This window comes from Sphingobacterium siyangense, from assembly GCF_023277505.1.
Taxonomy (GTDB): Bacteria; Bacteroidota; Bacteroidia; order Sphingobacteriales; family Sphingobacteriaceae; genus Sphingobacterium; species Sphingobacterium siyangense.
The window spans coordinates 1,574,893-1,590,370 of the sequence record NZ_CP080574.1; the positions used below are offsets into that span (position 1 = coordinate 1,574,893).

Consider the following 15,478-nt stretch of genomic DNA (forward strand, 5'->3'; position numbering starts at 1 on the left):
TTTAAACAGTTTTAGTAGCATCGGTAAATGAATAAATACAGTCTGATAATTTGTTTCGTCGTTTTTTGGGGGCAATGTGTTCTCGGTATCGATCTTTCGAGGTATAGGTTTCATCTTATGCCCGAAACTTCCTACTATGGCGGTATACAAAGTATCGCAAAAGACAGTTTAGGGCGTATATGGTACACGGGGCCCGATGCGCTCTTCATGTACGATGGCAATAGTTTTTATCAGTTAAATGATATCGTCTCTGCGATCAAACCAGCGCAAAAATGGGGTTATGGTTCTTTAATTCGGGATAAAAAGGGAAATCTGTTTCTAGCTTCTGGGCAAGGCTTATTAAAATTCGATTACGAACGGTTTTCTTTTCATGTCGTGGTTCCCGGAATGATCCGTTCGCTTTGTGTACATAGCGATGGTCAGGTTTACATGCTGTCAGACAATAGCATACTACGCTATAATCCGCAAAATAAACAGACAGAAAGCTTTTTATTGCCCAAAAACAAGTCTTTCCAAAATATATTGAGTGCTAAAGATCAGGTGTTTCTAAGCCAAGGCGCTGTCGTGTATCAAATTGAAATGACGAAAAAACGCCTAGTCCAGTTCGCGGATTTTGGTAGTACGACAAATCAGGTGAACGATGCGGTCGGGTACGGGGGGGAATATTACTTTTTAACACAACGAGGGGGAATCCATGTAACAGATTTAACAGGTACCTTAAAACAGAAGATCCCAGTAAGCATAATGGGAAATTCAGCCGTGTTAACCAAAAAATTATATTTGGACCAAACCGGGGTGATCTGGGTGGCTACGCAAGCTGGATTGTATCTTTATGATCCATCCAATGAAAGCAGCAGCACCTTGCAAATGAACTTGAACGATGCTTATTCATTACCGAATAACTCGATATGGACAATTTATCCGGATCCGGACCAAGGAGCCTGGATAGGTACTTATGGTGGTAAAATAGCTTATAGCTCGCTTTACGATTCCCGAGTACGTTACTTCAAGCCCAGCCCAGGGGGACTCAATCACCCCATAGTCAGTAGTTTTCAGGAAGATCATCTGGGAAATATATGGATCGGTACCGAGGGGGGGAGCCTGAATTACTGGAATAGAAAAAAGGATCAGTTTAACCCTCTAGAAAAATCGCAGGGTAGTTCGTCGAGTCCCCATATGATTAAACGCCTGAAATTTGACCGAACGAGCAAAAAACTGTTGATTTCAGCCTATAACGGCGGTATTGGTAGTTATGATATGGACAATCAGCATTTCAGCAGTTTCAATTTCCGCTCTCCGGAGAGCCAGCAACCGCTCACCGTTTATGATTTTGTAAACGATAAGGAAGGCACCTGGTGGATGACAGATCCCGATAAATCATTTTTATATCGAAAGAAGCCGCTAGATGCTATAGAGATGGTGAGCGTCCTTGATGCGCAGGGCGAAAAAATGAAACTCGAAGTCGAAGCATTATATGTGAATAACGAAGATCAGCTCTGTTTAATTAGCCATCAAGGATTTTTTGTTGTAAATCCCCATACGTTAAAGGTATTGAAACACTACTCGCTCAAAGATGCTTCCTATTCAGCAAATTACCTGTGTAGTTATACAGTGACTTCAAATGGCGAAGTATGGTTGGGGACATTGGGTAAAGGCGTAAATGTACTCAAAAGAGATGGGACATATGTCAACTATAGTGTAAGTAACGGATTCCCGGCGAAAATGGTATTTGGCATATTAGAAGATGTTGCCACGAAAAATATCTGGTTAAGTACCAGTGATGGTCTTTTTTGTTTCAATTGGAAATACAGTAAATTTGAGAAAGCCAGATTTTATCAGGAAAATAACATTGGTTCATTTTATATTCATGCCGCTTACAAAACTTCCAGGGGTGAAATGCTGTTTGGTGGTACCAATGGATTTCTACTTTTCGATCCGGCGTACCTCAATAAAAATCTGCAAAAACCCAAAGTTTTTTTTACAGGATTTCTGGTCAACAATAAACTCGTGAAACCAGCGGATGGCTCATCAGTTTTAACGAAAGACATTGGCAGTCTTTCCAATCAAAAAGAAGACAAGATAAGGCTCTCCAGTAACCAGTCCAATGTAGAAATTAAGTTTTCGGCAAATAGTTATCTATCCGCAGAGAAGAACCAGTTCGCTTACCGGATGTTGGGGCTAGGTGAAGACTGGCAAATCAGTCATGCCAACCAGAAATCTGTACAGTTTCTCAACCTTCCGGGCGGAGATTATATCTTTGAAATCAAGGCTTCCAACAATGATGGGCTATGGGGCGATCAAATATCACGATTATATATCCATGTCGATCCACCATTTTTCTTGTCCTGGTGGGCATATTGCTGCTATGCCGCACTTGTTTTTGCTCTGCTCTTTTTCATAATGAGATATTACAGCAATAAAAGAGTGTTTAAAGAGCGATTAGCACTCGAGCGTTTAAAAGAACAGAATATGCAAGAGCTGAACCAGGCGCGTACCGACTTCTTTACCAATATCTCACACGATTTAAAAACACCGCTAACCTTGGTTTTACAGCCGCTTAAACAACTCAAAGACACTATTGTGGCCAATGATACCGCTTTGGTATACATGGATTTAATAGAGAAAAATGTATCCAGAATACAGCGGATGATTAGCCAATTGCTGCGCTTTCGCGAAATAGAAAGCCAAAAAATTACGCTCAATCCGCAGGTTGGTGATTTTATCAATTTTGTAAGGGATATATTTTGCTTATTTGAGCTCTATGCCAATAAAAAAGGTGTTGAAACCAATATTTCCGCGTACAAGGACAATTTATATGTTGCCTTTGATTACGATGTTATCGAAAAAATATTGACTAATCTGTTCTCCAATGCCCTAAAATATACACCAGATAATGGGTATGTGGGCGTACGTATCTATAGTGCAACAGCAGAAGAAAAAGAACGGTTTCCTTCGTTAAATCCGACGGAAGCCGAATACATCTCCATTGAAGTTATAAATACCGGTGATTGTTTTTCTGAAGAACAGATTGCGACGCTTTACACTTCTTTCAACCGCTTATCTTCTCATCGGCCAACTTTTGAAGAAAGTTCAGGACTTGGACTTGCTATTGTGAAAGAACTGGTAGATGTGCTTGAGGGTAAAATATGGATGGTGAATAAAACCGATAAAATTTCATTTACCCTTTCACTACCGTTAAGGAAACAGGCCGGGGCAGGCGACATGCAGCCTAACGTGTATGATTACACCGTTTCTGAAATCGACGATATTATCACGCAGGATACTGCAGCTCCAGAAACAGGATCGATCCCTATAAAAAAGACAGATAATATCCTGCTCATTGAAGATGACCAACAGCTGCGTGTTTACCTGGAGCAGCGTCTGGCCGAAAAATATAATGTATATACAGCAAGTGACGGCGAAGAAGGCTTAATTAAAGCCGAAAAAATTTATCCGCAACTTATTATTACCGATTTGATCATGCCAAATCGCAATGGCTTGGAAGTATGCCGTAGCCTTAGACAAAATTTTAAGACTAGCCATATTCCTATTATTATGATTTCGGGTACGGGAGATGACAACCAGCATAAAATAAAAGCATTGGAATATGGCGCCAATGTGTTTATTGATAAACCGTTTCATGTCGACTATCTGTTGCAACAGACGGAAACCATTCTAAGAAATCAGCGGGAACTAAAAGAAAAATACAGCAAACACGTTCAGGTAGATCCCTCCAATGTAACCGTTACCTCCATGGACGAGGAACTGCTGATTAAGGCTATTCAAGTCATTGAAGAAAATATTGACAATGCCAGTTATTCCGTAGAAGATTTTGTGGCTGATATGAACGTAGGCAGAACCATTCTTTATCAAAAAATACATGATATTGTGGGAATGTCCATCAAAGAATTTATTTTGAATATGCGACTGAAAAGAAGTGCTTATCTGTTAGAAAAATCGGATTTGACGATAGCGGAAGTTGCTTACCAAACCGGGTTTAACAATGCCAAATACTTTAGCGTCTGTTTCAAAAAACAGTTTGAACTGAGCCCTTCAGAGTTTAAGAAAAAGGTTTCGAGTGGAAAGAAATAAAAATACAGCCAATAGTTTACCGATATACCCTTTCAGATAGGTGAAAGGCCATTCTATATTTTTGAAATACTAACGATCATGAAAATGACAATTTTTAGAAAAACGCTTCTGCTTACATATTGCTTTTGCTTGTTTAACGTAATTTATCTGACAGCGGCTGTCGCTCAAAAGGTAGATGAAACTTACATCAGCCCCAATAAATACAAGAGTGGTTCCCAGTCAGAACGTATACAAAAAGCCATAAATGAAGCAAAAAAGTCGACTGGGAAAGTAGTGATCCCTAAATACGATGCGGTAACAAAAAAAAGTGTCTGGCTCATCGATCAGGCCATTTTGCTTCCGGGCGATTTTGAACTTGAATTGAATAACTGTACCATTAAGCTTTCGGATAAATGCCGGGATAATTTTATCCGTTCGGCAAATGCAGGGCTGGCAATTAAAGATATAGCACCCAAAAAGAATATCCGGATTATTGGAAAAGGAAATGTTCTTTTAGAAGGTGCTGATCATCCCAGAGCTACCGGTGACCATAATAAAATCTTGTCCTTAAATCCCAGCGGATTTGGACAATCTTATGGTACGGATGCAGGTAAGCCCGGAGAGAACCAAAAAGGTGGATGGCGGAACCACGCCATTATATTGGCTCACACTGATGTATTTGAGGTTAGCGGCATTACATTAAAGGATTATCATGGGCATGGACTGGTATTGGAACGCTGTACAAACGGTAAGGTAAGCGATATTACTTTTAATGTGAGGCAGGCAGTAACTGTTGATGGAGTAGACAAACAGATTTTGAACCAAGACGGCATGGGCATACGTTTTGGCTGTAAAAATATTATTATTGCGAACTGCAAAGGTAAAAGCGGTGACGACTTTATTAATATAGGGTTGACAGATACCGGAGTGGGAGCAGGTGAAGAAAATGTAAATGTGGTAAGTGGTTCGATTTATAGGGGCGAAATCGACAACATTTCAACTATTTATCTCCAGAACTGGCAGGACTTCTATTCAATTTCACACCGATCCATACGGATTATGCCTGTGGGTAAGCTCCGTATAAGTCATGTTTTTATCGAGAATATGGTCATCAGTCCGCTAGCACAACAAGGTTTGGTGGTCGAGTATGGCGAGCATGTCCAGGGCTTATTTGTACGAAATTTAATCAGTCATCAACCGATAAAAGCCAAAGGTATCTCGCAGGCCAGTTTCCGCGATATCATTTATAAAGGTCGGGGTGAAGCTATCGATGTGCAACCAAGCGATACGGTTATCCTAGATCATCTAATGTGTATAAAAAAAGAATAATAAAGCGCTTCTAACCCCCATTTTACAGCGAAAAACACATGTTTTTGCCTTTTGTACAAAATCAAACCATTTTCGTACAAAAACGAACCCTACGAATTGGTGATGATTATAGTTTTGTCTTAACCAATTTTAAAAAAGCAAAATATGTGTATGAAAATTCCTCCCGACCACGTGATTAGGCTCACGCAGGGTAATCCGAACTCTACAAAAATCAATAGCAACGCGCAACGGAATTTTAGGTTTCGTCAATAAGGACGAAAACGAAGTCTTGCCGTCTGCATTGCGCATGCATTTGCAGCAATGAGATAGTATGTATCACAAAATTTAAATTAAAAATCCAAGCCTATTGAAGCAGACCTATTTTAAACTCATATTCTTTACGAGAAAGGGAAAGTAAAGGACGCAAGTAAATTTTAAACTAACCATTATAAATCAATGATACAAAAGATACATATCTGGCTCAGGAGCTGGATAATGAGTGCTACCCTATCGGTGGTGGCGGCTAATTATGCTTATTCGCAAGCAACAGATCAAATAAATGTCAAAGGTCAGGTCACCAATGATGCAGGAGAAGGACTTAAGGGTGTTTCGGTCATGATTAAAGGGGCGAAAACCGGTGTTCAGACAGATGCAAATGGCCGTTATACCATTCTGGCGCCACGCACGGCTACGCTACTTTTTACCTACATCGGTTTTAATAACCAGGAATTAAAAGTCAATCCATCAGGAATCATCAATGTGAAGATGTCAGGAAATAATGTCCTGGATCAGGTTGTGGTCGTAGGGTATGGTACAGCCAAGAAGAAAGATTTAACAGGAGGTTTGGCTGTGGTCGGAAAAGAGCAGCTCAGCATGGTATCTACCTCAAACCTGATGGATCGCTTGGTGGGGCAGGTGGCCGGTTTTTCCATTACGACCGGCGAGGCTGCGCCGGGAGCATCACAGACCCTGTTGATACGCGGTGAAAATTCGATATCGGCCAACAATAGTCCGTTGATTATTTTAGATGGTATTCCCTACAGCGGATCCCTGGCAGATATCGATCCCAACAACGTCGAAAACCTTTCGATCTTAAAAGATGCCTCGGCTTCGGCCATATACGGTTCGCGTGCGGCCAATGGGGTTATTCTGATACAAACCAAAAGGGGGGCGCTGGGTAGAGCTCAGGTAAACTATAAAGGTTTGATCGGCATGGCCGAGCCTATGCAACGCATCAATGTTATGGGGCCAAATGAATACATCCGCTTTCAACAAGATATTGCCCGAATTAGGCAAGGCTATACTGGAGCGCTATTAGATCCTATCGCCGGGGATATTATTAGCGTAACAGAGCGCGGTAATTATGCGAAAGGCATTACTAACAATTGGCAGGATTACGTCTTTCGAAAAGCCATGACCATGGATCATCAGCTGAGCATTTCCGGTGGTACAGAGAATACAAAATATATGGCTGCCCTTGCAGCTTTGGATCAAGAGGGTGTGGTATACAATTCTAAGTTGTCCCGTTTAAATATTACCACAAATGTGGATCAGACTTTTAATAAATGGTTAACCACTGGTGTTGGCCTGCAATATACCCGGAAAAGCGACGGTGGTATTACGCCAAATTTGGAACATGCCATAAAACAAAGTCCTTATGGGAGCTATAAAGACGAATCGGGGAAGTATGTGCCCGAGCCCATGGAGTATTCATTGATCGTCAATCCGATGCGCAACGTTAATGCGATTCAGGATAGGTATAATAACAACTTCTTTCTTTCTGGCTATGCCAATATTTTGCTGCCGGTGGAGGGTCTTTCCTTACGATCAAATTTTGGTTATAATTATCGGAACGGATTTACCGGATCCTATTACGGGCGCAATACTTTTGAAGGCAGGGATCAGGGTACGCAGGCCGGAGGTAGTGCTTCCATTAACAATTCCAATTATAACGATTATACCTGGGAGAACCTGCTCAAATACGAGCGGCAGATCGGCGATCATCGTTTTGATGTGACGGGTTTATTCAGTATGCAAAAAACGAAAAGCTGGTCAACAGCCCAGAGCGGTGCAGGTTTTGTAACCGATGATACCGAATACTTTATGATCGGTTCGGCCAGCCGTCTTGTTTCCAACAGCGCTTCCTTATCGGAATCTGCGATGCTGTCATACATGGGCCGGATAAATTATGCCTACAAAGGCAAGTATCTATTGACCCTGACAGGACGTACAGATGGAGCCTCGGTATTTGGTATCAACAATAAATATGCATTTTTTCCTGTCGCAGCGGCGGCGTGGCAAATCGGGGAGGAACGTTTTCTGAAAGATAACGCCAAATGGCTGGACATGCTGAAAATCCGCCTTTCTTATGGTGCCAACGGTAACCAGGCGATTACACCATACCGCACGTTAGACCGCTTATACTCCAATGTAAAATATATCTGGGGCGATGATGGTACTGCCGTTACGACAGCCTATTTGGCCGGTGATGGTGTGGGCAACCCTAATCTGAAATGGGAAACCACCTATTCGACCAACCTGGGGCTGGACTTTCAGTTATTTAATAACAGATTGGGAGGAACTATCGATGCCTATATCTCAAAAACGAAAGATTTACTGATGACCCGCACTGTACCTATCATGAACGGGTATAATCGCATTTGGGACAATATCGGCGCCACCCAAAATAAAGGTATTGAAGTCACCTTAAACTCGACGAACGTGAAAGGGGAAAATTTTCAATGGAATACGACCGCTGTGTTTTCCTTAAACCGAGACAAAATTGTCGAGTTGAGGGGGGATGGTATCGATGATATTGCCAACAACTGGTTTATTGGTAAGCCATTACGAGTATTCTACGATTATAAAATGATCGGTGTATGGCAAAATGGAGAAACCATTACTGTGGATGGGGCAGCACCCGGAGCTGCCAAGCTGTACGACCGCGACGGGAACGGCAAGATAGAAGCGAGTGACAGGGTGGTCATCGGATCTAAAAATCCACGCTATACAGCATCTTTAGCCAATCGGTTTTCTTACAAAAATTTTTATGCATCTGCGTTGGTAACCGGGGTTTTTGATGTATGGCGCGATGATCACATGGCCAATCTTGGGGCCTGGACTTTCGGGATTACCAACTATGTACACGATGCCAATTATTGGACACCGGAGAATCCCAATGCGACGATCGTTTCACCCGGCTATCTCAATCCATTGGGGCACGGGTACTATAAAAAGGTGAGCTACGTACAGGTGAAGAACATCACCTTTGGTTATAAATTGCCACACAAAATTGCTAAAAAGGTCGGTGTAAATGGTATTGATATAAACGCCAGCGTCAACAATCTGAATACGATTTCTAATATCAGAGAGGTCCTCAATTACGACAACACCTGGATGGCCTCCTATCCGACGGCACGTTCGTATATGTTTGGCTTAAATGTAAACTTCTAATCGATTAGGACATGAAAATGAAAAATATTATCACAACAAGTTTAGGGCTTATCGTATTGTTCACCTTAGGAGGCTGTAAAAAGTTTCTGGAAGAAGAGCTAAAAACCGAACTGGCCCCCTCCAATACCTATACCAGCACCTACGGTTTCGAGGTGGGGAGTGCTGGTTTGTATACACTCACACGTTCAGAATACAATACCTATGGCGAAGGTGGCGCCTTCATCCATAATGGTGCCTGCCCATATGAAGCTTTACAGGTATCTACAGATATCGCCGATGCCATTAATAGCGATGGCTCACTGACGGCTTTTGCAAACCTTACACTTACTGCCTCAGAACGGTTTGTGGGTACTTACTGGAATTGGGCTTACAACCTCATTTCATCGGCAAACCTGATGCTGGTTTATTCCGAAAAAAATACCAATTGGGATACGCCCCAAGATAAAGCACGTTTTCAGGCTGAAGCCCGCTTCTTTCGGGCATATGCTTACCGTACCTTGGTTTATCTCTATGGCGATGTACCCTATGTAGAAACTATCCTGTATGATTTTCAGCTTAATTTTACCCGTACACCAAAGGCCGAAGTCATCGGCCACATGGTAGACGACCTGAAGTTTGCGGTGGATAACCTGCCTACAAATCCGGACGACGTAAAAGAAGGAAAGCTGACCAAATGGGCCGCAAGTCATTTGCTGAGCGAAATCTACCTATTGCAGGGCAATCATGCCGAAGCAGAAAAGGCCGCATTGGCGGTCATCAATAGTGGGTATTATAACCTTATGAAAAACAGATATGGCGTAAATGGCAGCAAACCAGGCGATGTATTTAGCGATTTATTTCTGGAAAATAACCAAAATAGAAAAAGTGGCAATAAAGAAAGTATCTGGGTATTGCAGTTCCAGTTTAACACGATCGGTGGTGGTACCAATTCGGATGACTGGACGCGTAGGGCTTGGATACCAAATTACTCGACGATTACAGGATTTGTTTTGGCTGACACATTGGGCGGCCGTGGTATTGCACAATTAGTGCCAATGAAGTGGTGGGTAGGCACCACAGGTACCAATGCTACAGGCAATGTCGCTGGTATTTTCGAAGCAAATGATATCCGTAATTCAGGTTATAACATTAAACGCAACTGGTATTACAACAACGCGAATGAGACCTCGCTATATGGTAAAAAAGCCAATATTACCGAACAGACCTGGTTTACGACAAAAAGCTTATTTCCAGCGATTACAAAATTCTTTTACGGACGTACTGAAAATTTAAGTTTGACCGGTAGTTATAAAGATCGTATGAAATTCCGTTTGGCTGAAACCTATCTGTTGCTTGCTGAAGCCTATTTGGGGCAAAATATGCCGGATAAAGCTGCCCAAGCCGTCAATGAAGTGCGGAAAAGAGCTGGAGCGTCCGAAATTACCGGCGCTCAGATGAATATGGATTTCCTGCTCGATGAGCGTATCCGTGAATTAGTTGGTGAAGAAAGCAGAAGATTTACCCTGGTGCGTACCAATACTTTGGTGGAGCGGGTCAAAAAATATAATAATGCGATCAAGGATAAAATTACGGACAACAATATCTTATGGCCTATTCCACAGGTGATCAGGGATGCCAATACAGGGGCACCGTTCCCGCAGAATCCGGGTTATAATTAATGGTTATGGGAGGCTGTCCGAATCCTAATCGTATTTTCGGCAGCTTTCCCATCTGATGACAAAAAAGCAGTTGCGCTAGTCAAGCGCATGATTCTATCCAAACGTTAGCAAAACTATAAATCAATGAAAATCATCAATTATTTATACAAAACCTTATTTTTCTTAAGCATGGTACTTTGCCAGTTATCCTGCAAACAGGAAATTCAGGATATACCCAAAGTCAATGAAACGATGGACCTTCAGCCTTCGTCGGAAAACATTACGCTGGACGAGGTCAATTTGACCAAAGATATCGTCACATTTAACTGGAAGCCCGCTAGGGTACAGTCAGATGATCATTTGGTCAGCTACAGTACGATGTTAGATGTGGTGGGGAACAATTTTGGTACCGGTACAGCCATATTTAACTATGAAGACGATAACGTATTGAGCAGAAGCTTTACTTCCGAACAATTACAAAATTGGGCAAATGAAAAGTGGGGCATACCAGCAAATAAGAGCTTTACGCTGGAGTTTAGAGTCGTTGCACAATGGGAGGGCGGTGCTACTTTTGAGGCACCCGAAGTACGTACCGTAAGAATTACAGTAAATCCGATCAAGACGGTTGTTTTTGATGCCGATAAAGTGTTCTTGAGCGGAAGTGCCGTTGGCGGGAGCAAGGTGGAGATGCCAAAAACATTGGAAAATCTGGATCAGTATGCTTATGTATTGAATTTGCAGCCTGGCGAACTGGAAATTCCGGTCGAATTTAACGGTGAAACCAATTATGTTGTTACCTCGGATGGAAGCGCTGAACTAAACGATGGAAATGCCGTTGGCATCAAAATGAGAGAAAACGTATTCTCCTGGAAAATAGCAACTGCGGGCGAGTATCGCGTTGTGGTCAATATGCAAAAAGCGACAGCAACCATTTATTCTCCAGCGAAAGCACTTGCTCCTAAAATAGTGACATGGACAGGGGACCAGCCTTATACGACCACGGTGACGGATTTGTGGATGCACGGAAGTATCAATGGCTGGGGAACTCCGGTAAAAATGGATTGTCAGGTAAGTTTGGCGGATCCGCAGGTTTTGGTCTATACCGGGGGTAAAGTCGGGACCACCAAGTTTATCGTGACCGGAGACAACAGTAATAACAAAAACCTGGCTTATGCTTTTAGTGCTCCGCCTACGACTGAAGGTGTGGCTCAGACCCTGACGCTTACTTTAGGAAAAGTTGCAGAATTGGGCGGAGGTACCGTTGGCGCCAACCGAAATTCTTATTTCACCATTCCTGCCACGACCAATGTGCTGATTTTTGATCTAAGGAACATGACAATTCTGGGGCTAAAACGGTAAGCAATTGTATCAAAGCATTTAAATTAACTTTAACATTTCTGAAAGTGAAAAACAATATAAACTATAAAAAAGCCTGCCTCAGCGCATTTGCTATCATGCTTTGCTTTCTAGCGGTTTCATGCAAGAAAGATAGTGCTGATAGCGAAAAAGATATAGCAGGGACCTTGGTGAAACCCAGCTACAACCGCAGTTCCATGTTTCGTAACCCTTTAAATGGCTGGGTCATGTATGCTTCAGCTTCGGGGACTCCTTCCTATTGGGACACCCAATTCTATGTACCTGACTTAGGTAAAACGGTCAAAGCAATTGACTATGCATCTGCCTGTTATATCCGTACCAGCTGGCGAACTTTTAATCCTGTAGATGGCGTATATGCCTGGAGGGATCCCAGCACGGCAATCTATAAAATGATCAAAGGGGCACAAGATAAAGGATTGCCAATCGCCTTTCGTATCGTCGTCGACGGTCGCGATCAAGGAGCAAATACGCCGCAGTTTGTTTTCGATGCAGGCGCCAAGTATTATGTTGCCAATGCTTCTTTTCCGGATAGAAAAACACCCGTGCTGCAAGATCCTGTTTTTCGGAAATATTATAGCAAGCTGATCGAAGAGTTGGCGAAGGATTTTAATGATTTAAATAAAACCTCCTTTGTCGATGCTTATGGACTCGGGTTGTGGGGTGAGGGACATAGCGTCATTTACGAAGATCCTAATAATCCTTCCGGCCAAAATATTGAGGTGATCAAAGAAGAAGTTGTTGATTGGATTTCAGATGTGTATTCCAAGAACTTTACAAAAGTGCCCTTGCTGATCAATTATCACCGCTTAGTTGGCGACCCTGCGGGCAATGGAGCTCCCAATCCTAATTCGGAGAAGCTATTGAATAAGATGATCAATAAAGGGTACAGCCTGCGTCAGGATGCCTTTGGAATGACCGATTATTATCAAAGCTGGGAGAAGAATTTTGCCAAGGTCTGGAATTTTAAACGCCCGATTATTATGGAAGGTGGTTGGATTACGACTGGTACACACCGTTACTGGACTGATCCAAGCGGTAAATACAGGCAAGACCATCCCGAAGATGTTCGGCAGGGCGAATTTGACAGCTCCTTGGAAGCTGCTGTAAACATGATGGATTTCCGTATCGGTGAAATTGAAAGCTGGTTCACCAAATCTTTTACCTTATGCCAGCGTTTTATTTCTGAAGGTGGCTATCGTTTATATCCCGATCGTATTTATTTACCGGAGAAAGTCAATTCGGGTACTGAAACGACAATTAACCACCGCTGGCGGAATATGGGCTGGGGGTATTTCCCGAATAATATTCCTCAATGGAATTATAAATATAAAGTAGCTTTTGCACTCCTGGACGAAGAAAACAGGGTGAAAAAAGTTTTTGTTGATGATAAAGGAGAACCTTCCACCTGGCTTAAGAATAATCCAGTCGCATACGAGTTGAAAGCTAATGTCGATGTAGCTGCTGGAAACTATAGCTGGGCCGTCGCCATTGTAGATACAACAAATGAAAATCAGCCGGGAATAAGGCTTGCCGTAAATGGCGATATAACTGATTCAGGATGGTTAAAACTATTGAAAGTACAAGTACAATAAATTTCTTGATGACTCTCGATCAAAAGCGAAATCATCGGATGTTTTTTATGTCAAAAGGGCCTGATAATTGATCAGGCCCTTTGTTTTAGTGTGTACTTGTACAGTAATTTTTATGATCCTTTTGCGCCCTCTTTGTAGGTTTATTATCCAATTTTTATATGCTAAGTCGCGAGTTATGGGCCTATATGTAGCTGAAATTTGAGGAAACAAGTTATGGTTTCTGTAATGTATTCTTTTTATAGCTTCAATAGAATTGACAGAAACAATAGCGATTAAACTTTGATCTAGTTTGCAAGATGATTTAGACCGCCTATCGTATCAGTGAAGAGGCGGTTGTGATATCAGAGTTATTTGACGAAATTATACAGGACATGACATATCCATCCTGTTTGACTTTGAGGTACAGATTAGCGCTTGTTACTTTTTTGCTTACGTAAGTGTATTTGATATTAAATTCGACTTTTCCTGAACCATTGCTGTTGGGTAGGACTTCGATCTGCTCATTTGGACTTTTTAATTGAAATGTTTGCGTAGCATCTAAATAGCCAGTCCCATTTTCAATTTTTTGTAGGGTGTATTTGGTTTTTACCAAAAATTCCTGTTGATCTGCTCCTAAGACTGGAAATGCCACTGTTTCTGTTTTTTCAACTGAATCACCAACTTTCATTGGTTTATTTGGCGTTTTATCTTCAAACTGATTCTGTTCCATTTCGGTTTTTAAATGTTGTTTTTCCAGGGAATCTAGCGTGTTGTTTACGATCGAATCAATCTTTGTTTTGCCATTTTCATCGTAATAGCCATATATCGTAGAGCCACTTAGCGGAGCCTTTAATGGAGTTATTTGCTCGTTAAATTTCATGCTAGTCTCTACAAAAAGTATTTCTGTCTTATAGGGAATTATCTGCTTGACTTCTGCGCCTGTAGCGGTGGTCGATTGGACCTTATTATTTCCTTCCAGATTCATTGTAAAGGGGAATAGTCCCTCCAATTTGCCTGCTGCTTTGGTTTGATATATACCCGTTGTCTCGTACTTTAATTGTGGTTGAGGAAGGTATTTAAAGACAAAGGATTCCTGTGCGTTAACGTACTGCAAAGCAACTAAAAATAATAATGTAAAATAGTAATTCATTTTTGAATTTGTTAATATTCACTAAAGTTAATCAATGGTAGTAGTATTTTTATTGCGTAGTACTGTATTTTTTTTAACGCTCGTTTTCGCTATTTTTCGAGTTTTCCCTATCATGGCTTAAGCGTTGGTTGCTTTTTTAGAGACTATTGAATTTTCACCGTACGATTCCAATTTTTATGTTGATTCTTTCTTTTTGAAATGTAGCTAGTAGCCGTTTTGTATAGTAAGAACAACAGCAGATTTGAAGTGGTTTTGTTGAATTTTATTACTCAGTGGAGCAAATAAAGCATTGTAATTGGCTGGAATCTTTGAGCATAGTCCTGTTGGGTTAGCTGCTAACTTGTAGGAAATGATTGAGGTATTATACAAAGCGGGGCCTTGGCCCCGCTTATTTTACAGTACTTATAATTCGAATGAAATATAAGTTGCAGACTATATTCCTAATTCACCCTGGGCAAGCATATGTCTGTAAATCGTTCTGCAGTTGTCGAAGAATCCTGAACAGGAATTTTCAACATAGGTTTGCGAAGTGAAGGTGTCAATCACTTGGCCACTAGTATTGTAGACTGTTAGCGTGTAAACACATTTTCTTAGAAATTTTGCATTGCTTTCTTTTGTTGACTCGGTAACTTCAACTTTGTTGGTGGTTTCGGGTGCTGCCGAAGTACTTGTTTTTACTTCTGCATTTTCTTTGGGTGCTTTTGTGTCCGTGCCTGCAAAAGCCGCTGTCGATAGCGCAGCTAGGGCTACCAAACTCATCAATAACTTTTTCATTGTTTTTAAGTTTTATTTGTTAAATAATGTATGCCTTTTGGGCATGTTTTAATTATCTGAGAATAAAAGTAATCACAAGAAATTGTACTAGGCTGAGCGATTCGTATTCGTGAGAGTTGATCTCATATTCGCGCTTA

Annotated in this window: 8 protein-coding genes; 6 read left to right on the forward strand and 2 right to left on the reverse strand. The window is 41.6% G+C overall.

Features of this window, described 5'->3' with window-relative positions; genetic code table 11:
* Positions 1 to 117: 117 nt before the first annotated feature.
* From K2F45_RS06375 to K2F45_RS06400, 6 genes are all read left to right on the forward strand, one after another.
* The gene (locus tag K2F45_RS06375) at positions 118 to 4,092 is read left to right on the forward strand and encodes a hybrid sensor histidine kinase/response regulator transcription factor (RefSeq protein WP_248933184.1); all 3,975 of its coding nucleotides are present in this window, start codon (positions 118 to 120) and stop codon (positions 4,090 to 4,092) included.
* A 129-nt stretch (positions 4,093 to 4,221) separates the two neighbouring features.
* Complete coding sequence (locus K2F45_RS06380) at positions 4,222 to 5,400, forward strand: glycosyl hydrolase family 28 protein (protein ID WP_248933186.1); 1,179 nt, start codon at positions 4,222 to 4,224, stop codon at positions 5,398 to 5,400.
* Positions 5,401 to 5,835: 435 nt separating this feature from the next.
* Positions 5,836 to 8,832, forward strand: a complete 2,997-nt coding sequence (locus K2F45_RS06385) for a SusC/RagA family TonB-linked outer membrane protein (protein ID WP_248933188.1) — start codon at positions 5,836 to 5,838, stop codon at positions 8,830 to 8,832.
* Between the two features lie 17 nt (positions 8,833 to 8,849).
* A complete protein-coding gene (locus K2F45_RS06390; RefSeq protein WP_075994669.1) occupies positions 8,850 to 10,490 on the forward strand; it encodes a RagB/SusD family nutrient uptake outer membrane protein in 1,641 nt (546 codons plus the stop codon).
* 123 nt (positions 10,491 to 10,613) lie between these two features.
* The gene (locus K2F45_RS06395) at positions 10,614 to 11,828 is read left to right on the forward strand and encodes a SusE domain-containing protein (protein ID WP_075991434.1); all 1,215 of its coding nucleotides are present in this window, start codon (positions 10,614 to 10,616) and stop codon (positions 11,826 to 11,828) included.
* 44 nt (positions 11,829 to 11,872) lie between these two features.
* A complete protein-coding gene (locus tag K2F45_RS06400) occupies positions 11,873 to 13,438 on the forward strand; it encodes a DUF4832 domain-containing protein (RefSeq protein ID WP_248933189.1) in 1,566 nt (521 codons plus the stop codon).
* 310 nt (positions 13,439 to 13,748) lie between these two features.
* Here the strand turns inward: K2F45_RS06400 and K2F45_RS06405 are convergent, their stop codons facing one another.
* Together K2F45_RS06405 and K2F45_RS06410 are read right to left on the reverse strand one after the other, a co-directional pair.
* Positions 13,749 to 14,567, reverse strand: a complete 819-nt coding sequence (locus K2F45_RS06405; RefSeq protein WP_075991435.1) for a hypothetical protein — start codon at positions 14,565 to 14,567, stop codon at positions 13,749 to 13,751.
* Between the two features lie 432 nt (positions 14,568 to 14,999).
* Positions 15,000 to 15,341 (reverse strand): hypothetical protein, encoded by a 342-nt coding sequence (locus K2F45_RS06410; protein WP_075991436.1) that lies wholly within the window; start codon positions 15,339 to 15,341, stop codon positions 15,000 to 15,002.
* Positions 15,342 to 15,478: the final 137 nt, after the last annotated feature.

Coding starts and splice junctions, on each gene's coding strand:
- K2F45_RS06405 (WP_075991435.1), bottom strand. CDS start 14,567: ATGAATTACTATTTTACATTATTATTTTTAGTTGCTTTGCAGTACGTT.
- K2F45_RS06390 (WP_075994669.1), top strand. CDS start 8,850: ATGAAAAATATTATCACAACAAGTTTAGGGCTTATCGTATTGTTCACC.
- K2F45_RS06385 (WP_248933188.1), top strand. CDS start 5,836: ATGATACAAAAGATACATATCTGGCTCAGGAGCTGGATAATGAGTGCT.
- K2F45_RS06375 (WP_248933184.1), top strand. CDS start 118: ATGCCCGAAACTTCCTACTATGGCGGTATACAAAGTATCGCAAAAGAC.
- K2F45_RS06395 (WP_075991434.1), top strand. CDS start 10,614: ATGAAAATCATCAATTATTTATACAAAACCTTATTTTTCTTAAGCATG.
- K2F45_RS06410 (WP_075991436.1), bottom strand. CDS start 15,341: ATGAAAAAGTTATTGATGAGTTTGGTAGCCCTAGCTGCGCTATCGACA.